This window comes from Candidatus Hydrogenedentota bacterium, assembly GCA_012730045.1.
In the GTDB taxonomy this organism is placed as follows: domain Bacteria; phylum Hydrogenedentota; class Hydrogenedentia; order Hydrogenedentales; family CAITNO01; genus JAAYBR01.
Window position 1 is genome coordinate 15689 of record JAAYBR010000075.1, and the last position, 19400, is coordinate 35088.

Annotated in this window: 19 protein-coding genes; 4 read left to right on the forward strand and 15 right to left on the reverse strand. The window is 67.4% G+C overall.

What is annotated here, in order from left to right:
• Positions 1-8: 8 nt before the first annotated feature.
• From GXY15_07565 to GXY15_07615, 11 genes are all read right to left on the reverse strand, one after another.
• Positions 9-986, reverse strand: a complete 978-nt coding sequence (locus tag GXY15_07565) for a glycosyltransferase family 2 protein (protein NLV41072.1) — start codon at positions 984-986, stop codon at positions 9-11.
• 42 nt (positions 987-1028) lie between these two features.
• Positions 1029-3038, reverse strand: a complete 2010-nt coding sequence (locus tag GXY15_07570; GenBank protein NLV41073.1) for a hypothetical protein — start codon at positions 3036-3038, stop codon at positions 1029-1031.
• Between the two features lie 79 nt (positions 3039-3117).
• Positions 3118-3264 carry a hypothetical protein gene (locus GXY15_07575; protein ID NLV41074.1) on the reverse strand — a complete coding sequence of 49 codons (147 nt, stop codon included), beginning with the start codon at positions 3262-3264 and terminating at the stop codon, positions 3118-3120.
• Positions 3265-3294: 30 nt separating this feature from the next.
• Positions 3295-4038: a type I 3-dehydroquinate dehydratase gene (locus GXY15_07580; protein ID NLV41075.1), complete on the reverse strand. Its 744-nt coding sequence runs from the start codon at positions 4036-4038 to the stop codon at positions 3295-3297.
• A gap of 70 nt (positions 4039-4108) precedes the next feature.
• Entirely contained in the window at positions 4109-5062 is a 954-nt protein-coding gene (locus GXY15_07585) for a lysophospholipid acyltransferase family protein (GenBank protein ID NLV41076.1), read from the reverse strand.
• A gap of 1 nt (position 5063) precedes the next feature.
• Positions 5064-6440: an MBL fold metallo-hydrolase gene (locus GXY15_07590; GenBank protein NLV41077.1), complete on the reverse strand. Its 1377-nt coding sequence runs from the start codon at positions 6438-6440 to the stop codon at positions 5064-5066.
• An 81-nt stretch (positions 6441-6521) separates the two neighbouring features.
• Positions 6522-8378 carry a sodium:solute symporter family protein gene (locus tag GXY15_07595; GenBank protein ID NLV41078.1) on the reverse strand — a complete coding sequence of 619 codons (1857 nt, stop codon included), beginning with the start codon at positions 8376-8378 and terminating at the stop codon, positions 6522-6524.
• Between the two features lie 51 nt (positions 8379-8429).
• Positions 8430-8603: a hypothetical protein gene (locus tag GXY15_07600; protein ID NLV41079.1), complete on the reverse strand. Its 174-nt coding sequence runs from the start codon at positions 8601-8603 to the stop codon at positions 8430-8432.
• Between the two features lie 187 nt (positions 8604-8790).
• On the reverse strand, positions 8791-10167 hold the full coding sequence (gene argH, locus GXY15_07605) for an argininosuccinate lyase (GenBank protein NLV41080.1): 1377 nt from the start codon (positions 10165-10167) through the stop codon (positions 8791-8793).
• A 43-nt stretch (positions 10168-10210) separates the two neighbouring features.
• Positions 10211-10402 (reverse strand): hypothetical protein, encoded by a 192-nt coding sequence (locus tag GXY15_07610; GenBank protein ID NLV41081.1) that lies wholly within the window; start codon positions 10400-10402, stop codon positions 10211-10213.
• A 72-nt stretch (positions 10403-10474) separates the two neighbouring features.
• Positions 10475-10897, reverse strand: a complete 423-nt coding sequence (locus tag GXY15_07615; protein ID NLV41082.1) for a hypothetical protein — start codon at positions 10895-10897, stop codon at positions 10475-10477.
• Positions 10898-11098: 201 nt separating this feature from the next.
• On the opposite strand from GXY15_07615, the gene GXY15_07620 reads away from it, so the two are divergent.
• Genes GXY15_07620 through GXY15_07635 form a run of 4 tightly spaced genes read left to right on the forward strand, consistent with a single transcriptional unit; the run spans position 11099 to position 16021 of the window.
• A complete protein-coding gene (locus GXY15_07620) occupies positions 11099-11608 on the forward strand; it encodes an FHA domain-containing protein (GenBank protein ID NLV41083.1) in 510 nt (169 codons plus the stop codon).
• Positions 11605-12429, forward strand: a complete 825-nt coding sequence (locus GXY15_07625; GenBank protein NLV41084.1) for a serine/threonine-protein phosphatase — start codon at positions 11605-11607, stop codon at positions 12427-12429. The genes GXY15_07620 and GXY15_07625 overlap by 4 nt, the downstream gene beginning before the upstream one ends.
• Positions 12430-12470: 41 nt before the next feature.
• Positions 12471-14978, forward strand: a complete 2508-nt coding sequence (locus tag GXY15_07630; GenBank protein NLV41085.1) for a serine/threonine protein kinase — start codon at positions 12471-12473, stop codon at positions 14976-14978.
• Positions 14975-16021 carry a formylglycine-generating enzyme family protein gene (locus GXY15_07635; GenBank protein ID NLV41086.1) on the forward strand — a complete coding sequence of 349 codons (1047 nt, stop codon included), beginning with the start codon at positions 14975-14977 and terminating at the stop codon, positions 16019-16021. Before GXY15_07630 ends, GXY15_07635 begins: the two co-directional genes overlap by 4 nt.
• 15 nt (positions 16022-16036) lie before the next feature.
• On the opposite strand, the gene GXY15_07640 is transcribed toward GXY15_07635, so the two are convergent.
• From GXY15_07640 to GXY15_07655, 4 genes are read right to left on the reverse strand one after another with little or no spacing between them, the layout of a single operon-like run.
• The gene (locus GXY15_07640) at positions 16037-17065 is read right to left on the reverse strand and encodes an alpha/beta hydrolase (protein ID NLV41087.1); all 1029 of its coding nucleotides are present in this window, start codon (positions 17063-17065) and stop codon (positions 16037-16039) included.
• A 36-nt stretch (positions 17066-17101) separates the two neighbouring features.
• Positions 17102-18355 (reverse strand): class I SAM-dependent RNA methyltransferase, encoded by a 1254-nt coding sequence (locus tag GXY15_07645; protein NLV41088.1) that lies wholly within the window; start codon positions 18353-18355, stop codon positions 17102-17104.
• A 3-nt stretch (positions 18356-18358) separates the two neighbouring features.
• Positions 18359-18601 carry a hypothetical protein gene (locus GXY15_07650; protein NLV41089.1) on the reverse strand — a complete coding sequence of 81 codons (243 nt, stop codon included), beginning with the start codon at positions 18599-18601 and terminating at the stop codon, positions 18359-18361.
• Between the two features lie 48 nt (positions 18602-18649).
• Positions 18650-19387 carry an HAD family hydrolase gene (locus tag GXY15_07655; GenBank protein NLV41090.1) on the reverse strand — a complete coding sequence of 246 codons (738 nt, stop codon included), beginning with the start codon at positions 19385-19387 and terminating at the stop codon, positions 18650-18652.
• Positions 19388-19400: the final 13 nt, after the last annotated feature.

Below are 19400 nucleotides of genomic sequence, written 5' to 3' on the forward strand. Positions count from 1 at the left end.
GCCGGTTTCTACTCGAAGTCCCGGAAAGGGTCTCCGGGGACGGCGGGTTCCGCAGTGCAGGAAACGGCGGACGGCCACACCGGGGGCGTGCCCGCCGCCTCGTGCGCGAAGCCCGCATACCGCTCTCTTCGCAGGATGCGTCGGCGCGCCAGGCCGAAGGGACGGTCATCCGGCCGGTGCTCCTCCACGGCGCGCACATAATAGGGCACGAGCAGCCTGTCCCGAAACCGGGCCCACCACGGCGGCGACAGATGGTAATGGGCCTCGAGTCCCGCCACGTCCATGGCATCCGCGAGGCGGCGGAGCGCCCGCCCCTCAAAATACAGGCGCCGCCGTTCGCCGGTCAGGGAGCATTCACACCAGATGTGCGCGCGCGCCCCGCCGTCAACAACCGTCCGCAGGTCCAGACGGGCCGCCCGGAGTCCGAGGTGGATGGCCGCCGTCGCGGGGGAATAGGTCTCATCGAGGCCGCCGAGTTCGGAGAAGACCGCCTTGGGCATGCTCAGATTCTGCATCCGCCAGACCGCGAAAGGCATGGAATCCTTCACCGGAAGGGGGCGCTCCTCGGGCAGCAGCCACCGGGTGAGCGCCCCGGGACGGAGCCTGGGGTGGTTGGCCATGCTCCCGAAGACACAGGCGGGGTCCTGTATTTCCGTGTGGGCGGCCAAGTGCCGCTCCACCAGCCGGGGGGAGGGGAGCAGGAGGGTGTCCAGAAAAAGGAGCATCCGCCCCTTTGCCGTCTTTGCCGCCAAATTGAGCGCGGCAGCCTGCCCCTCCGCGGCGCACTCAACGCAGGTGATGCGCACTGGAGATCCCCGGGCGAAACGTTCCGCCTCCTCGAGGGTGCCGTCGCCGCCCGCCTGGCCGGACACCACCACCTCGAACCGGCCCGGGGCGAGGGTCTGGCGCTCAAGCGCCGCAAGCAGCACGGGCAAGATGCCCGCGCGGCTCCCGGCGGCAATCAGTACGGTGATGTCAGACTGCACAGCAGGCTTTCAAAGGTTGTTTCGCGCCTGTGGGAACGGCGCTCAGTCCAGAACGGTGACACGGCGGGGTTCGGCGTCCGACACGAACACGGGCGCGCCCGCCTTCAGCGGGATTTCCACGGTCCGCCCTTTCTGGGTGAACGGCGCGGGCTCCCCCATGAGGTTAAGCACCGGGCCGGGCCGCCGGTTAAGGGAGCAGCGCACACGCGCGTCCCGGGAGGCCGACCAGATCGCCGTGTTTCCGCCCATGCACAGGGCGAAGATCGTGTCGTCGCCCGTCTCCACGAGGCGCGGCTTCCCGGAGTGCAGGGTGCGGCACACGGAGGCGAGGGCCCGGTACGCGGGCTTCGGCGCCATGTCCGCGCGGATGACCCCGAAGTTCTCCTCGAAGTAGAAGGGGTTGGTGCCGTCGTCGCGAAAGTCGTACCACCCCATGCTGTCCATGACGCCGGACGCGACGGCGCCCAGATAGCACCGCGCCAAAAGCCCGGCCTGCTCCCGCTCGTCCTTTCCGCCGTTAAGATACGTGGACCATCCCATCTCGGTGATCCACACCCTGCGGCCGCGGGCCGTTTTGGAGGCCCGCTGGAGCTCCCCCATGAACGCCCGCTCATCCAGCCGGTTGCGGTAGGGGTGGACGGTGAGGATGTCGTAGCCGGGGGAGAACTCCTCCATCTTCCGGATGAACGTCGTGTCGATGCCGGCGGTGGACATGCCCAGCACCAGGGCCTCCGGATCCTCCTCCCTGATGACTTTGCCGCACCTGTCCAGCAGGGTCGCGTAGAGGTCCTTGGGTCCGGTCCAGAAGAAGATGTTCGGCTCGTTGTAGACTTCCCAGTGCCTCACGCGGTCCTTGAAATGGCGCACCAACGCGCGCGCCCAGGCGCAGAAGTCGTCCACGCCTTTTTCGGTGTACGGTTCCGTGAACCGCCCCCAGTAGGCCAGCAGCCCGTAGACGCTGATGCCGTTCCGGCGCGCCGTGTCCACAACCTTGTCGTAGTAGGAGAAGTCGTACACGCCGGGCGCGGTCTCAATGCCCGCCCAGCTGAACTCCTCGCGGGTCCATTTCACGCCCGCATCGCGGGCCATTTCCGCAGCCCGCCCCATGGCCGCGAGCCCCTCCGGGTGCCCGCCGTAGCGGTACAGGAACACACCCATGCCCCAGGGGGACTCCGGCGCCAGCGCGGCGGAGCCCGCATCGGCCAGGGGACGGGTGTATCCGGCCCGTGCCGAGGCGGGGGAAAGGCCCGCGGCCTCAAACCGGAAGGAGACATCCGCAAAGTTCCGGTCCTCCGGCACGGTCACGGAAAAGGAGGTGTCGAGGGGCGTGCCATCGCCGGGCAGGGTCCAGGGCCGGGACTCCTCCTTGAGCACGTTCTTCTCCCAGTCTTGGAAGGACATGACGAGGGTTCCTGCGGCCTCTCCGCCCGACAGGTTCCAGCCCCTGCACAACGCCGTCATGGCGCCGGGGGCGGCGGGATCGGGGGTCAGGGTGGCATATAGCGTCACCAGATTGGCCGTGGGGATGGCCGTGTCGCAGTGGAGGGATTCCAGGGCCACCCTGGGCTCGGCGGGAAGCTCCGCCCCCTTCTCAAGGGAGATGCGCAGGATGCGGAGCGGATAGGAGAGGGCGCTCTCTTCGGCGCCCGAGTGGGTCCACCCCTCCGGCGGCATGCTGATCTCCAGGGTCTGCGCGCCGCCCTCAAGCACCCCAACCATCCGCTCGAAGGACTGGAAGTGCGAGCCGATAAGCATCTTCACGCGGAGACCCGGCGCGGCGGACGCCACCTTCAGCAACAGGCGCGTGGGGTGGCCGAATAGGGAGAGCGAGTGGCCCAGGGAAGGCTCGGAGACGGCGGCGAAATCCGGGGACCACACGCCGCCGGACAGGGATCCCCCGTGGGGGGAGAATCCGGAGGCGTCATCGAAGACGGTCACGAGATACCGCCCGGAGTGGGTCGCGTCCGCTTCGGGGTCCGCGGCCCACGCGTTCGAGAAAACGGCGGAGAAAAGCAGGAACAGCGCAGTAGTCAGGAAAAACCGCCAGCCCATGGCACGGACCTTTCAGTAATGGCACGGTCCGTCCGCCCGCACGCCCCGCCCCTGTGTCGCCGGACCGCGGTTTTCAGGGTCAGTCCTTTTCGAGAATGATCAGGAAATCGTTGTAGCTGCCGCCGTTGTTCGCGGTGATGGACACCACGCGCCACCCTTCGCGGAGCAGGTCCTCCAGCTCGTTCTTTCCTGAACCGTTCGACTGGATGATCAGCGCTTTTTGCATGACAAGCCTCCTCATGTCCGCCACAGGCGGTCAGCCTTCCTTGGAACCGGCAAACCCGTAAAAAAGGTTAATGTACTTGACCGTGTCCAGGCAATTCAATTGTCCCGGCGCGCTGGGCTCGCCGAGGAATGTGTAGGTCATCAGGGAACCCAGCGCGGGAAAGAAGATTCTGGACGTCATCCCGGCGGGCCCCATGCCCATGACGGCCAGGGGGCGGGATGCATGGGCCAGGGTGAACGTCGCCAGCCGGCGGAGATCCTCCGGCGTGTTGCAGGTGACCGCAACCTTCAGAATGTCCACTCCCGCCTGGTCGGCGGAGACCGCCACCGCCTCCAGCGCGGAAAGGTCCGGGGTGGCGGTGAAGTCATGGAACGATCCGATCACGGTCTTGCCGGCGGCGCGGGCGGCGCCCACCGCCGCGCCCAGGATTTCCTTGGCGGAGAGCTCGATGTCCAGGGCCTCGGCGTGCGGCAGTCCCGCCAGAATGCATGCAAGACGCCCCGCCTCATCACCGCGCCATCCGCCGCCCTCGGCGGCGCACCGGACGGTCAGCAGCCTGGGCATTCCGGCGAACCGGGCGCATTCCCCGGCGACCGTTTCCGGCGTGGGGCCGGGGAAGAGGTCGGCCCGCAGTTCTATGATGTCCGCCCCGGAGGCGAGGGCCGCCTCCACCTCGGTCCTGTCCACACCGGCGCGCACCGCCACAACAACGCGGGGCCTGCCGCCCAGGGCGCAGCCTCCGAGGCGGATGGTGTTGTCGGGTTGCATTGGCATCACGTGTTGTTCCTTCGGGAAGATGATACACAAACAGGGTGGGCGTTGTCAGGGCGGGGCTCTCCCCGAATCAGTCCCCCTGCTTTTCGGCAGATTCCCGGCGTTCAAGACGGGCCGCCCACTCCCGCTCGAGGCGCTCACGTTTGCGCCAGCGCCGATGGAACCAAAGCCACTGTCCGGGGCTTCGCCGAACGAGGGTTTCCAGGGCCGCCTGACAGCGCCGGGTGTTCTCCACCAGGTCTGCAAGGGTGTCGTCTGTGTGGACCATTTCGAGAGGCGGACAAAACTCCAGAACGTACTTGCCCTCGTCGTTGCGCGTCATGGATACGGGATAGACCGGGCATTTTGCCCGTCTCGCCAGCATGACGGGTCCAATGGTCGCCCAGGTGTCCACTCCAAAGAAGGGCGCGGGCAGCGCGTTTTCCCGCGGGTTCTGGTCCGCAAGAATCCCGGCGCATATTCCCTGTTTCACCGCGGTGACCAGGGCGCCCATTGCCGCGTCCTTGTGCACCGTCTCCACGCCCGGAACGCGGCGCACCGCATCCACCATGCGGTCGAGAACCGGGTCGTCAAAGCCCCGGACAACGATCATGGATTTGATCCCGCAGACAGCCGCAGCCGGGGCGAGCCACTCCCAGTTTCCCAGGTGCGCGCCGACAAAGACCCCCCCCTGCGCCCGGTCAACATGTTCAAGCCCCGCCACATGAAACAGTTCGCCGGGGGTGGACGACGCAACCCTCGGAATCCATGCGAACTCGGCGGCCACCCGCCCCAGATTTCTCGCCGCCCCGCGCAGGATGCTTTTCTTCTGAGAGGGGGTCAGCGTGTCGCCGTACGCAAGGTCCAGATTGGCCATACCCACTTTCTTCAGGCGCGGCAGCACCAGAAGCGCCAGAAGGAAGAAGCGTTCGCCCAACACCCTGGAAACGGTCAGGGGAAGCGCCCCCATGAGCCGGCAGAGCAGGACTGCCGCGATGGACTGCGCCCGTTTCAGGGGGGATACTTTTGTCTTGGCGTCGCTCACGTCATGCCTCCAGCGTCACCACCTGCCCGACCTCCGGCATAAAGGTGCGCCGGCCGGCGCCGGTGTTCTCCTCCATCCACCGGACGGCGTCGGGATCCCCGTGGATGTAGACCACGTTCTCCGGCTGGATGCGGTCCACAACGTCCGCCAGCTCGGAGCGGGTGGCGTGGGCGCTGAACCGGAACTTCTGCACGTTTTCCAGCACCTTCTCCACGGGCGGCCGGTTCAACTCGAATTGGAGCGGGGCGCCGACAGGGGCGTGCAGCAGCTTGTATCCGGGGGTGTCCGGGTCGAGATAGCCCGCGAAAAAGATGCCGTGCTGGGTCTGGCGGACCATTTCCTGTGCGAGCAGGGCGGACGGGGTATTTTCCATCATCATGCCCGAGGTGGCCACAATCACGCAGGGTTCGCGCAGAAGACGCTTCACCTCGCCGGGTTCCCAGAGGTTGCCGAGGCGCTCGAAGCGCCGCAGCGGGCGCAGCTCTGCGTGGGGCATGAGCAGGTCGGAGTAGGTCTGGTAGACCTCATAGATGGCCCGTCCCAGCCCGGCGGTGTAGATGGGCGTGAAGGGAATGGCGCCCCGCTCCTGCAAGTCGGCCACAATGTTGGCGATTTCCTGCGTGCGGCCCAGGGCGAAACTCGGGATCAGGGCGCATCCGCCCCCCTGGAGCGTGGCGTTGAGCGCCCCGCCGAGGCGCTCAATCTCCTCCCGGTAGGTGCCAAAACTGTCATCGTCCGTGGCGCCCTGCGTGGACTCGATCACCAGGGTGTCCACATGGATGTCGCGGGGCAGGGGGCGGTAGCCCCCCATGAGGTGCTGCCGGGTCTTGCAGATGTCGCCGGTGTAGAACACCGTGTGTCCGGGCAGGCGCAGCAGCACGCTCCCGCCGCCCAGCACATGGCCCGCCTCGATGAACATGGCCTCCGCGCCGTCGCCGCAGGGCATTGGAAAGGGCTTCAGGAAGTCGTGATGCTCCGTTGCGCGCAGGAAATAGCCGACATCCTCATGCTCGTAGAGGGGGTAGTCGCTGATGCCCCGCTCTTTGGAGAGGGTTTCCATGACGGACACGCTGTTGTGGAGCATGCGGTCCATGATCCGCGCCGTGGCCGAGGTGGCATGCCACTTTATCCCGGGGAACATGCGCGCAAGATGGGGGGCCGCGCCGCAGTGGTCCACATGTCCGTGCGTGATGACGCACGCGTCCGGGCGGCGCGAAAGCAGGTCGAAGGCGGGCAGCGCGGCCGCGCCGTCCTTTTTGGGGTGCGTTCCGCAGTCCAGAAGGACCTGATGCCCGTTGAGGGAAACGAGGAAACTGTTTGCCCCCACTTCGCACCCGCCGCCCAGGGCGCAGAATTGTATGGTGGAACTCGAAGTCATTGGCGCGATTTTATCCGCGCGGCCCCTGTGATTGCAATGGCAGCACGGGGTTCTCGCGGCGGCTGGGGGCTTTTCCCCGGGCTATTTTGCGTGTTTCCGGCCGATTCCGCCGAAACACAGGGCGAGATGCTCGTCCGACTCGCGTTTGGTGGCCAGGCTGACGACGACGGCGACCACTGCGGAGACCGGCAGGGCGACGAACAGCGCCTCCACCCAGTTCCAGTGGATGCCGAAGACGGGCTCCGGAAGCAGGGTCGGCTTGCCGAGGAGATAGTTGGACAGAATGGCCGGAAGCGTCGTCTTGGGCATCTGGATGAACGTGATCCAGAAGAAGCCGAAGAGGAACCCCGTGCAGATGCTGGCGACGGCCCCCGCCCTGGTCATGCCCTTCCAGAACAGGGCGCCGGCATAGGCCGGAAGAAAGGCCGCGGCGCAGAGGCCGAAGAAGATCGCCGTGGCCGCCGCGATGATGCCCTCGGGAAGCACGAAACAGAGCACCACCGTCGCGACAAGGCCAAGCACGATGCCCAGCCGGGTGATCAGCACGGTGCCCGCGCCGGCTTTGGACCCCATGAGGCCCTTCTCGAAGAAGTCGCGCCCGATGGCGGTCCCCATGGTGTGGAACTGGGAGCTGAGCGTGGACATGGCCGCCGACAGCAGGGTGAGCATGAACAGCAGGCCGAACCATTTCGGGAGCGCGCCGTTGATGAAGGCGGGGATGATGGAGTCAATGTTGCCCCCAGGCACCGAGGCCAGGGCCACCTTTCCCCCATGTTCCGGCATGAGAAACCAGGCGTTGGACAGGGCCCCCGCAGTGAACGCGACGCCCGTCATGGACAGGATGAACACGCTGCCCACGAGCACGGCCCGGTGCAGCTCCTGGTCGCTCTTCACCGTCATGAACCGGACCGCGAGCTGCGGCTGGGCAAGCACGCCCAGACCCACGCCCATGACGAGGCTGGTGATGAGCGTGTAGAGCATGGGGGAGTCCTTCTTGGGCATGCGCGTCCATCCCTGGAACCCGCTCTTGGAGAGCTTGGCGATCACGAGCTGGTTCACCAGCTCGGGGTGCGCCTTGAGGATGCCGCCGACAGCCTTGGCCTCCGGAAGCTTCTCGAAGAAGGCCGCCTTCTGCGCGTCGTCCATGGCGGCGGTCTTCTTCAACTCCTCCGCCACCCCCGCAAACCAGCCGAGCAGGGCCGCGTCTTCCAGGCCGGCGGGGGCCGCCGCGCGCACTTCCGGAAGCGCCGCCTCCCACTGGGCCGCCGTGTCCGCCGGAATCACGTCCAGCTTCTTGTGCGCGTCCACCACCCCGCCGAGCTGCGCGTAGGTGTAGAAGATCAGAATGATCATTCCCACGAACATGATGCCGCCCTGCAGGGCGTCGGTGTACATGACGCCCTTGAGCCCGCCGGCGATGACGTAGGCGGCCACCACGAGGCTGGACACGGTCACGGCGACGGCGAAGTCCACCATGAACGTGGACTCGATGTAGCGCGCGATGCCGATCAGCACCGCCGACGCGTACAGGGGCATGAACACGAGGATGATCAGGGCGCAGGCGGCCTGGATGAACCGGGAGTTGAAGCGGCGCCCAAGCAGCTCGGGAAAGGTGTGGGCCTGAAGGTGCAGGCCCATGCGGCGCGTCCGCTTGCCAAACACCACAAAGGCGATGAAGATGCCCACGAAAATGTTGAACACTGTGAGCCACAGCACCCCCATGCCGTAAACCGCCGCAGCGCCCCCAAACCCGACAATGGCGGAGGTGCTGATGAAGGTCGCCCCGTAGGAGAGCGCCATGACCACCGGGTGCGCCTTCCGGCCGGCGACCAGGTAGTCGGCCGTGGTCTGGGTGGCCTTGTAGCCCCGGAAGCCCAGGTAGGCCACCGCGCAGAGGTAGAGAATCGCGAAAATGGACAAAGTCATGACACTGTTCATGGATGCGTTTCCTTCCAGATGACGACGTAGAAGTATCGGCAGGAACCCGGGTTAGAGTTCCTTGGAAATCTTGTCCTCTTCCTCTGCCCACGCGGCCGTGTCGGTGGACAGGTCCGCCTCCCCGCCCTTGTTCCAGAAGACGAGCCCATAAACCACGGAAACAAGCGTGCTTGCGATGCAGAGCACATAGGCGAGCCAAATCCAGAAATCCGGTATTCCGAGCATGATGTCTCCCTCGTTGCCGCGCGCCCTTGACCTGACAAATCTGCCAAAACTCCTCGCACGAACAGGGGTATTTTACAGATTTCGAGAATTCAAGTCAACAAAGACGTTTTCTTGCGGAAAACGCGGAGACCGCATTCCCCGCTTTTTCGAAAAGAGGAGAGGGGCGGAGAGGGGGGGGGCCGAAGGATCAGGCACCGAGTTCTTTCAGCACTTTGCGCAGAGCGGCTTTGACCCGGCGCGGGGAGGTGGCGCCGTGGGTGTCGCGCAGGCGCACCATGGTCTCCGGCGTGACCGCCTCGTAAACGTCCGGGCCGAAGGACTCCGAATGCCGCGTGTACTCCTCGAGGGAAAGCTCCGGCAGAGAGGTGTCCAGCTCGATGCAGCGGCGGACGATGCGCCCGACCACGCCGTGGGCCTCGCGGAAGGGCATGCCCTTGCGGACGAGATAGTCGGCGAGGTCGGTGGCCTCCATGAAGCCCAGGCGCAGGGCGCGCGCGACCGCGTCGCGGCGCACGGAAATGGACGGGATCATGGCGGCGTACACGGCCAGGCAGAGCTGGACGGTGTCGGACGCGTGGAAGACGGGCTCCTTGTCCTCCTGAAGGTCGCGGTTGTAGGTGAGCGGAAGCCCCTTGATGAGCGTGAGCAGGGCGACGAGGTCGCCGTAGACGCGGCCGGTCTTCCCGCGCACGAGCTCGGCGACATCGGGGTTCTTCTTCTGCGGCATGATGCTGGAGCCGGTGGTGAAGGCGTCGCCGATCTCGACGAAGCCGAACTCCTGGCTCGACCACAGCACCAGCTCCTCGCTCAGGCGGGACAGGTGCGCCATCACGAGGGAGCTGTTCGCGCAGAACTCCACCAGGCTGTCGCGGTCCGAGACGGCATCCATGCTGTTTCCGGACAGGGCGTCGAATCCGAGTTCCTTCGCCACCTGCGCGCGGTCCACAGGGTAGGGGGTGCCTGCCAGGGCGGCGGCGCCCAGAGGCATGACGTTCACGCGCCGGCGCATCTGGGTGAACCGCTCCTGGTCGCGGGCGAACATGGCGGCGTAGGCGAGCAAGTGGTGCGCGAGCAGCACGGGCTGCGCGTGCTGGAGGTGGGTGAATCCGGGCAGGATGACGTCGAGGTTCGCCTCGGCGAACCGGGCCAGGGCCAGGCGCAGTTCCCGCAGGAGGGCGACGACGGCGTCGGTCTGGTCGCGGAGCCACAGGCGGACGTCGGTGGCGATCTGGTCGTTCCGGCTGCGGCCCGTGTGCAGGCGTTTTCCCGCGTCGCCAATCTTGGCCACGAGGGCCGCCTCGATGTTGGTGTGCACGTCCTCCAGGGCGGCGGACCACGCCATGCGCCCGGCGGCGATGTCGGCGGCGATCTCCTTGAGACCGCGGATGATTTTTGCCGCGTCCCCCTTCTGGATGATGCCGCAGTCGCCGAGCATGCGCGCGTGGGCGATGCTGGCCGTGATGTCCCACGGGGCCAGCCGGGCGTCAAACGACACCGACTCGCCGAGCGTCTCCACCAGCGCGTGCGTTTTTCCCTCGAAACGTCCGCCCCAAAGCTTGGACATGAGATGCCTTCCCTGGTCGTGCGGTCCCGCGCGCGGGACGCGCTTATTTCTTGTGTTTTCCGCCCTTGGGCGCGCTTCCGCTTTCCGTCGCCTTCCGGATGATCTCGTCCACCTCCTTCAGGATGGTGGCGTGAATCTCCCTGCGGTGGTTGTCGGCGACCTTGTAGTGCTGGTTCTGCTCAAGCAGCTCCATGGTGCGCTCCGCGACCTGCCAGGCGAAATCGTGGACTTTCATGGCCGTTCCTCCGGGGGTTGGCGGACGCCATACTATAGCGCGGCGGGACGGCGCGGTTCACGCGGCCGCGTGTCAGGGGGCGCCGCCGTTGCCGCCGCCGCGCGGCCGGGGCGGCGCCGTGGGGTTGCGCCGCTCCTCCTCCAGCGCCTTGCGCAGGGCCTCGCGGAAGGCGGGGTCGCCCACGGTCTCCTGGTAGATGTCCCGCGCGCCAAGGGCGTAGTGCAGACGGATGAAGCGCAGGTCGAGCACAGCGGCGTAGAGGGCCGCCAGCAGCAGGAACAGGAAGACTCCCCAGTACCCGGCGAGCCAGAGCCAGTGCTGTTTCGGGTCCATTATCATGCCGCCGTACCAGGCCATGATCCCCGCGGCGGTCAGGCAACCCAGGGCGGCGCGCCGCCAGAACTTCTGAGTCAGATAGGGGGTTCCCTCCGGCGGTATGGTCCTGCCCGGAGGCGCCGCCGCCGGTTCCCGGTCTTTTCGCTGCTTTGGCTCCACGAAGACAACCCTCCTATGGCCGCCGGCGTTCCTTTGGCGGAACGTGCGGACCAGCGACCGGCATTATTCCGCAGGCACCGCCCGATGTCAAGTCCCCCCCCTTGTTCAGTGATTTTCCCCGGGCGCCGGTTTTCTGCATAATGTCTGCGGGCGCGGCGGAAGGACTGCCCGCGGCCAGGGCCCGAATCGGGGACGATTTCGATGCGCTATGTGAAAGTCTGCCCGCGCTGCGGGGCGGAGAACGACGAGATGGCGGAGATCTGCCTGAGGGACGGCGAGTTCCTCGGCATGGTGCCCGCGACCCCCGCGGCGCCCCCGCGGCCGGAAGCCGCGCCCCCCGCCCCCGCGGCGCCCGCCGTGGAAGCCGCCCGCGCGGACGGCGAGGATATTGTGCTGTACCTGGAGAACGCCGCCACGGGCGAGTGTTATCTGCTGCGGCCGGGGTGGGTGGTCGGGCAGGAGCATCCTGAAAACATGGCGGAGGTGCAGCTCGGGGAGCGGCCGGGCATTCAGTATGTTCACCGCAGGCACTGCCGGTTTCTTCACGGGGGGGGCGTGTGGGAGGTGGAGGCGCTGGAGCAGCCGGACTACACGAACCCCACCCTGGTCAACCGGCGGCGCGTGCCCGCGGGCGGGCGGATGGCGCTGCGCAACGGGGACAGTCTCGCCCTTTCGGGGGTCCAGTTCACGGTGAGGATCATCGCCCCATGAAGACAGTGCGCCTGTGCGGTGTGACGGATCCGGGCGTGAAGCGCTCCGAAAACCAGGACATGCTCCTGCTCGGGCGCGTGGTGAAGAACGCGGGGTACCTGGAGATGTCCTTCGCGGATAACGACGACTTCATGGTCCGCTACGGGTTTCTCGCCGCCGTGGCCGACGGGCTGGGGGGCCACGCCTCGGGCGCCCTGGCCGCCCGCATCGCCCTGCGCGGCATGGACCAGCAGTTCTACGGCGCCGAGAAGAACGGGCAGTGGCCCCCGACGCTCGCCGCCCTGCGCCAGGGGGGCGACCGGGGCAATTTCATGGTCCGGCAGGTGTCCGGGGCGAAGCCGGAGCACGCCGGCATGGGGTGCGTGATCGCCGGGGTGTGCATGCTGGGGGCGGAGTATGTGGTCTTTCACGCAGGCGACAGCCGGGTGTGCCGGTTCCGGCGGGGCGTGCTGCGCCAGCTCACGGAGGACGACACGGTGGTCGGCATGGCAGTCCGGGAGGGACAGCTTACGCCGGAGCAGGCTTCCTCCAGCACGATGCGGCATGTCGTGACCAACGGGATCGGCACGGCGTCCTTCACCATGCACGTGTCCGAGCCGCAGACCGCGCGGTCGGGCGACGTGCTGCTGGTCAGTTCCGACGGGCTCCACGATGTGGTGTCCATTGAGGACACGGAGCGGGTGCTGTCGGAGCGGGCCCCTCTTCTGGACCGGGCGAACCGCCTCAAGAACCTCGCCCTGGACGCCGGGGGTCCGGACAACATCTCCATTGTCCTGGTGGAGTACAGCGGCGGCGAGCCGGAACCGGAGCCTGAATCGTGACCGACGGCGCCGACAAGAGGGGAAACGGGGAGGAACCCAGGTTGACGGAGCGTTTCCCCGAAGAACGCGCCACCGAGCGGTTTGACGAGCCGCGCGCGACCGCGCGGTTCGAGGAGGCGGCCTCCGCAGACGCCGTTCCCCGGTCCGCGCCCGCACCCGGCGCGCTTGTTCCGGGAGAGACGGTGGACGGGCGGTACCGGGTGGAGGAGGGCCCCGTCGGCGATCCGTCGGGGGAGGCCATGGTCTACCGCTGCGCCGACCTCGAGGGCGGGGGCGCGGTCGCGCTGAAGCACTACCACGAGAAGATGTCCCCCAAGGCCTCTGTCGTCACGCAGCTTTTGTCCATCCGGCACCGGGACATAGTGGCCATCCGCGGATGGGGCGTGTGGGCCGGGCGGGCCTACGAGGTCATGGACTACTGCGAGGGGGGAAGCCTGGCGGACTTCATGCCTTTTGACGAGGAGACGCTGCGGCGGGTGTGCCGCAGTGTGGTGCGCGGGCTGCACCACCTGCACCAGAACGGGATCATCCACCGGGACATCAAGCCCACGAACCTGTTTTTCCTCGACGCCGGCCGGACCGACATCGTCATCGGCGATTTCGGCGTGAGCTCCATGATGGAGTCCGGCGAGCGCGTGCGCAAGACGGCCAGCGCGCACTTCTTCACCCTGGACTACGCCGCCCCCGAACTGCTCGACGGCAAGGAGGTCGGCCCCAAGACGGACTACTACGCCCTGGGCGTCACGCTGCTGCACCTGCGGGCGGGGCGGTCGCCCTTTCAGGGCATGGACCGCACCGCCGTGCTCGGCGCGCATTTCCGGGGCCGGGTGCCGCGGCCCGAGGGCATGTCCCCCGCCTTCGCGCGGCTCATCAGCGGCCTGCTGCGCGTGAGCCCCGAATCGCGCTGGGGCTACGCCCAGGTGCGTGCGTGGGTCAAGGGCGAGCCCGTCTTCACGGACGAGGGGGTTCCCGACCGCGAGGAGGTGGCCGCCGGCCGCCGCGTTCCCTACCGCAGCCTGCCCGAAATCACCACGCCCCGGGAAATGGCCCGGCGGATGGGCGACTTCGACGTGAAGCGGGACATGTTGCGCGGATTTGTCTCCCAGTGGGTCATGCTCTTCGACACCGGCCTCGGGAAAGAGGTCGCCCGCATCGAGGAGCAGTACGCCGACCACCTGGACCTCGGCGCCTTCAAGCTGAAGTACCTGCTCGACCCGACGCTCCCCCTGGAGTTTGGCGACAGCCAGGCGGTGAACATTGAGCAGCTGGTCACCCTGCTGGCCGCCCCCTTCCTGTCCAGCCGGGACGAGCTGGTGAAACTGTTCCGCGCGGGATGCATCGAAATCTGGGTGAAGGCCCTGGGGGGCGACCCGGCGGCGGTTGAAACCCTCGCCCGGCGCATCCGGGACGTCCGGGTCCGCGTGAAGGATTCCGATGTCGCCCTGTTCGCCCTCATGCACACCCTGGACCCCGCCCGGCCGATGGCCTTCGGACCCGCGCGCGTCAAGGCCCCCGAGGAGCTTCCGGGGCTGATTCAGGGCAATCCCGCGCAAACCGGCAGGCTGGTCAACCACCTGTTCAGCGGACGCCTCGCCGAGTGGATGCGCGCGGTGTTTCCGGACCGCGCCGAGGATGCGGCGTTTTTGGACCGCTGCGTCCGGGAGCACACCCGGGCCGACGCGGAACTGGCGGTCTTCCGCTTCTGCTGCCATTTCGACCCGGAGACCCCTTTCCGTCTGGGCATTTCCACCGCCGCCACGCCCGCCGAGCTCTCCGCCGTCATCGCGCGCACGCCCCAGAGCATGCAGGACGGCGCGCGGATGCTGTCCCGCGGCTGGATCCGCGCCTGGCTTGTTGATACGGGGCGCATGAAGGACACAGCGGCCTTTGACGAGGTGATCGCCGATCCCGTCTCCTCGTGGAGCCGGAAGCTGGAGGCGGTGCTCAAGCTGCTCAACCCCGACATGGGGGGGCCCGTCGTGCTGGCCGACGCGGAGGAGCTGGACGGCGGGCGGCTCACGGTGGAGGACACGGGGACTGTCCGGGTGAACATTTTCAACGGCGGCCGCGGCCACCTCTCCGGCACGGTCATCCTCGAGACGGTCTCCGCCGGGTTCGCCATGGCCGATGTGACCATCGAGGGCAACGCCGTCACGGCGGTGGTGCATTTGACGGGGCAGGGGTTGGAGCCCGGATCCCGGCAGGACGCGCGTATTGTCGCCGAAACCAACGGGGGACGTCTCGTCATCCCCGTCCATTTCGAGGTGGCCCGGCCCGGCTGGCGCGCCCTGGGAAGAACGCTGCGGTCCGGCCTGGTCGTTGCGGCGGTCATGGGCCTGTTCCGGCTTACCGTCGCCGCGGTGGACCCCGCGCGGAACCTGATGGTCGTCCCCTGGCCGCGCGGTGATGAGGTTCTTCGGGGGGACAGGGTTCTTGCGTATCTCGTGCTCCTGATGCTGCTGACCAACGCGGTCATCGTGGGGGGGCTGTGTCTGATCTCTGTGATCCGCCTGAACCGGTCCGGCGACGGCGGGGAGGGCGGCGGATGAACTCCTCCCGCCTTCTAGCGCATCTGCTGATCACCGGGGGATTGCTGGTGCTGACCGGTGTGCTGACCATTTTCACCGCGGGACTGGACAACGCGGGGAACTACGCCCTGTCCGTGCTGGCCACGGTGGACCGCGTCCTCGCGTTCCTGACCCCCTTTCCGGCCTTTGTCTCCTGGGCACTGGTCGGACTGGCAATCGGCGCCTTCGCCCACTTCTTCATGTGGGAGGCGCGCCACTTCAGCCGGGGGCAGCAGCGCGCCGTGGGCGCGGCGGGGCTTGCGCTGCTGGTGCTCTATTTCATCGCGCTCCCCCTGTTTCATTCCCTCAATCCCGAGCGCGAATCGCCGAGGGGGCCCTGGTGGCGGGCGGACTCCCGGCGCGCGCCGGGCACGCTCCGCGAATTTGACGGAATCATGTTCGTCTGGGTGCCCTCCCCGCTGGAAGGCGCGGTGGTGGGAAGCCCGCCGGACGAGACGGGACGCCAGCCGGAGGAGACGCAGAGGCCCGTCTCGTTCAGGCGCGGATTCTGGATGAGCCGGGACGAAATCACCTGGGAGCAATACTGCCAGATGTGTCCCGAGAGCGGGGAAAGCCTTGTTCCCGGCCGGGAGCAGTTTCCGGCCATCGGCTTGACGTTTGAACAGGCGGAGGAATTCGCGCGCAGGCTCTCCCAAAAAGGCGGGGGGAGCTGCCGCATTCCCCGGGAGGATGAGTGGGAGCATGCATGCAGGGCGGACGCGAGAAGCGCCTATTCGTTCGGTCATTTCCCGAGCGTTCTGGGGGAATACGCCTGGTACCAGGGGAACAGCGGGGACGGCCCCAAAGAGGTGGGCGGGCTCAAACCAAACGCCTGGAACCTGCGGGACATGCACGGGAACGCCGCAGAATGGTGCGTTCCCATCCTGGCCGGAGCGCAGGTGTACCGGGGCGGGAGCTGGAAAAGCACGGGAACCCAGTGCCGCTGCGCCGCCCGGGGCCTCTATTCCCCCGGCGAACTGACACTCCCCGATGATGTGGGCATCCGATTGGTGCGGGATCCGTGACTCTCTGCCCCCCGCCTACTTTTCCGCCTTCGTCTTGAAGTGCTCCTCGAAGAAGCGGAGCATGAACCACTGGCAGCGGAGGTTAACCTCCTTGGCGATGTCCATGGTGTGGGGGTAGCCGTCCAGCCGGTCATAGGTCACGGGCACCTTCAACTCCTTGAGCTTTTCAAAGAGGATGTCGCTCTGGGAGACGGGCACGGTGGTGTCTATGGTCCCGTGGAGGATGAGCGTGGGCGGGTCTTTGGGGTCGAGATGGAACCACGGCGAGGCCAGCTTGTACTGGTCGGGGATTTCATCGTAGGTCTTGCCCCCGAAAAAGCCGAGCACGGTGGGGTTGCCGCGGTGTTCGGGCAGGGTGATGTCCACGGGGCCGTAGAGGTCCACCACGGCGTTCACCGCGCTGCTGAACTCCGCGTGGCCGCCGTTCCCCTCCAGTTCCGGCACGCCGGCGGAGTAGCCGAGCATCATGGAGAGGTGGCCCCCCGCCGACCCGCCGATGGCGGCGATGCGGTTGGGGTCAATGGTGTATTTTTCGGCGTTGGCGCGCATCCAGCGGACGGCGCACTTGGCGTCCTGCACGCAGGCGGGGAAGACGGCCTCGCCGATCAGCCGGTAGGAGATGGACACAACCACGTAGCCGCGCGCGGCGAAGCGGACGCAGTAGTACTTGTAGTCCTTCTTGCCGCCGTTCTTCCAGCCGCCGCCGTGGATGAACAGGAGGCCGGGCGCGGGCTTGTCCAGGTTCTTCGGCAGATACAGGTCGAGCAGGAGGGGCCGGTCGCCCACGCGCCCGTACTCGACATCCGGAATCATCTCCACAGAGTCGGGCACGGGAATCTCCCCGTTGATGTCGAGCAGCGTCAGGAGACCGCCCGCCGCCGCCAGCATGAGCTGCTTGTCGTCCGTGAACCCCGTGGGCACGGCGGGCGGTTCGGGGGCCGCAAGGACGGCCTCCTCCTGCGGGTCCAGGGCCGTGGCGAGGGGCTGGAGCAGCAACAGGGCTGCTGCCAGCAGGAGGGCCACAGGAATCGGCATGTTTTTCATGTTCTCATCTCCGATGTTGGGAGGAAAGCGGCCTTGTTAGACACGGGCAAGTTCCACGATGGTTTCAAGGTGCGGCGTGTGCGGGAAAAGGTCCACAGCCTCGGCGTCCACCACCCCGTAGGCGGGCGCGAGGAGGGCCAGCTCCGAAGCCAGCACGCGGGGGTTGCAGGACACATAGACCAGGCGCTCCGGGGCAAGCTCCAGCAGGCGGCGGATGGTCTTGGGGTTCATGCCGCAGCGCGGCGGGTCGGTGACCACCAGCGCGCCCAACGGCAGTCCGCCGTCCTCGCGGAGCCGGCGCAGGTGGTCCGGCACGGACTCCGTGATAAAGTCCACATTGTCCACGCCGTTCTCGGCGCAGTTGACGCGTCCGTCCTCGGAGGCGGCGGGCACATTCTCCACCGAGCGCACCCCGCTCACCAGGTCGGCGCAGACGAGGGCGATGCTGCCCATGCCGCCGTAGAGGTCGTACAGCACCCCGGGGGCCAGCCGGCGCACCCGCGCCCGGATGCGCCCATAGAGGCGCTCCGCGCCCAGCGGGTTGGTCTGGAAGAAACTCATGGGGGAGATGCGGAAGTCCAGCCGCCGAAGCGGTCCGGGCGCGCACGGGCCGGAAAGATGCTCGGCCGGCGTGGTGCAGGTCCCGTGACCCGGAGACTCGGCGATCTCCAGCGTTTCCGTGATGTGCGGCGCCCCGTGGAGCAGCTCCAAGGTGTCCGCCTGCGCGTTGTCGGCGGTGCCCTCGCGGGTGCCCCGCCAGACCGAGCACGGGCCGAAGGCCCCGAGGACCGCCTCCACAAAGGGGGCGGTGTCCATCGGGCCGGAGGCGGTGATGAGCACCACCATGCGCTCGCCCGACCGCTTGGCGTCGCGGACCAGCAGGGTCTTCAGGAACCCGCCGCCCCGGCGCGTGTCAAAGGCCTGCAACCCGGAGCCCGCGGCCCACTCCCGCGCGGCGGCGAAGAGCGGCGCCGTGCCCTCAGGCCCGATCAGGCACTCGTCCACCTGCATGGGCCAGAACCACTTGCCCCGGCGCTTGTATCCCAGCACCGTCTCGCGGACGAAGCTTTCTTCGGGCGGCGTCTCGTACCATTGCGGCGTGAACACCGGGTCTATCTTGTTCCGGTAGTGCCACACCACGGGCGAGGGCGTCACGGGGAGTTCCCCGTCGTAATGGGGGAGCAGCAGCTCCCGCAGGGCGGCCTGTTTGGCTTCCACCTGTTCGGGATAGGGGACGTCCTGCGCGGCGCAGCCGCCGCAGAGGCCGAAATGGACGCATTGGGGCGGCAAAGCCTACTCCTTCGCCCGGAGTTCTGCAAGGAGTCCGGCGACCGTGCCGGACCAGGAACAGTGGGCGCAGTTGATGAGGGTGTCAGCGGACAGGGCGGGCGCGGCGTCGGGCGGGGCGACCCCTGCGGGGCGCCCGGTACTGTCTAGGGAAAAGAAGATCATGGTGCCGTTCTGGTTCACGTAGAAGGTTCGCGCCCCGCAAACGGGACAGGAAACGGTGCTTTCTAGGGCGTTCTCTGCGGTCATCGGTTCACCCCCGCGCGGGCGGAGGTCACCGTGCCGCCGCCGTTGGGATCATACCCCAAGCAGGGAGGCCAGTTCCTCAAGGGCCGTGATGGTCGCATGCGGCGTGAGGTCGCCGGGCTGCTCGGGAAAATGCTCCGGGGGAATCCACCGGCGGAAATGAACGGCCTGCATGCCCGCGCGGCGCGCGCCCTGCACGTCCGCCAGCCAGTTGTCCCCCACGAACAGCACCGCTTCCGGCGGCAGGGCCAGCGCGTCGAGCGCGGCCCGGAAGACATCGGGGTGGGGCTTGCACAGGCCCAGGTCGCCGGAGACCAGCGCATGCTTCAGAAAGGGGGCGATGCCGGTGTCGTCCAGACTGGCGCGGATGGCGTCGCCATCGGGGTAATTGGACAGCAGGGCCAGACGGTAGCGGGCGGAAAGCCGGGCCAGCACGTCCAGCACTTGGGGCTCCCCCCGCACCACGCGCACAAACGCCTCCTGGCGCACGGCGATCAGGCGGTCCAGTGTTTCGGCGGAGGGCTCCCTGCCGTAGACCTCCCGGATGAGCCCGGCGGTCATCTCGCGGACATCGTTTTCGCGGTAGGACGGCGGGTCGCCCTGATAGGGGAACATGCGGTCGGCATCCCGGCGGGCCTTGTACTGCGCCGGGTCGGGCGGCCCGAATTCGGCCGTGACCGCCTCCAGCAGCAGGGCGTCAAACTGGTCCACCTGCTCCCGCCCGAAGGCGATGAGGGTGTTCCCATAGTCAAAGACAACAGCCTTCACAGGGGTGGGGTCAAGCAGCATGGTCACTTCCGGA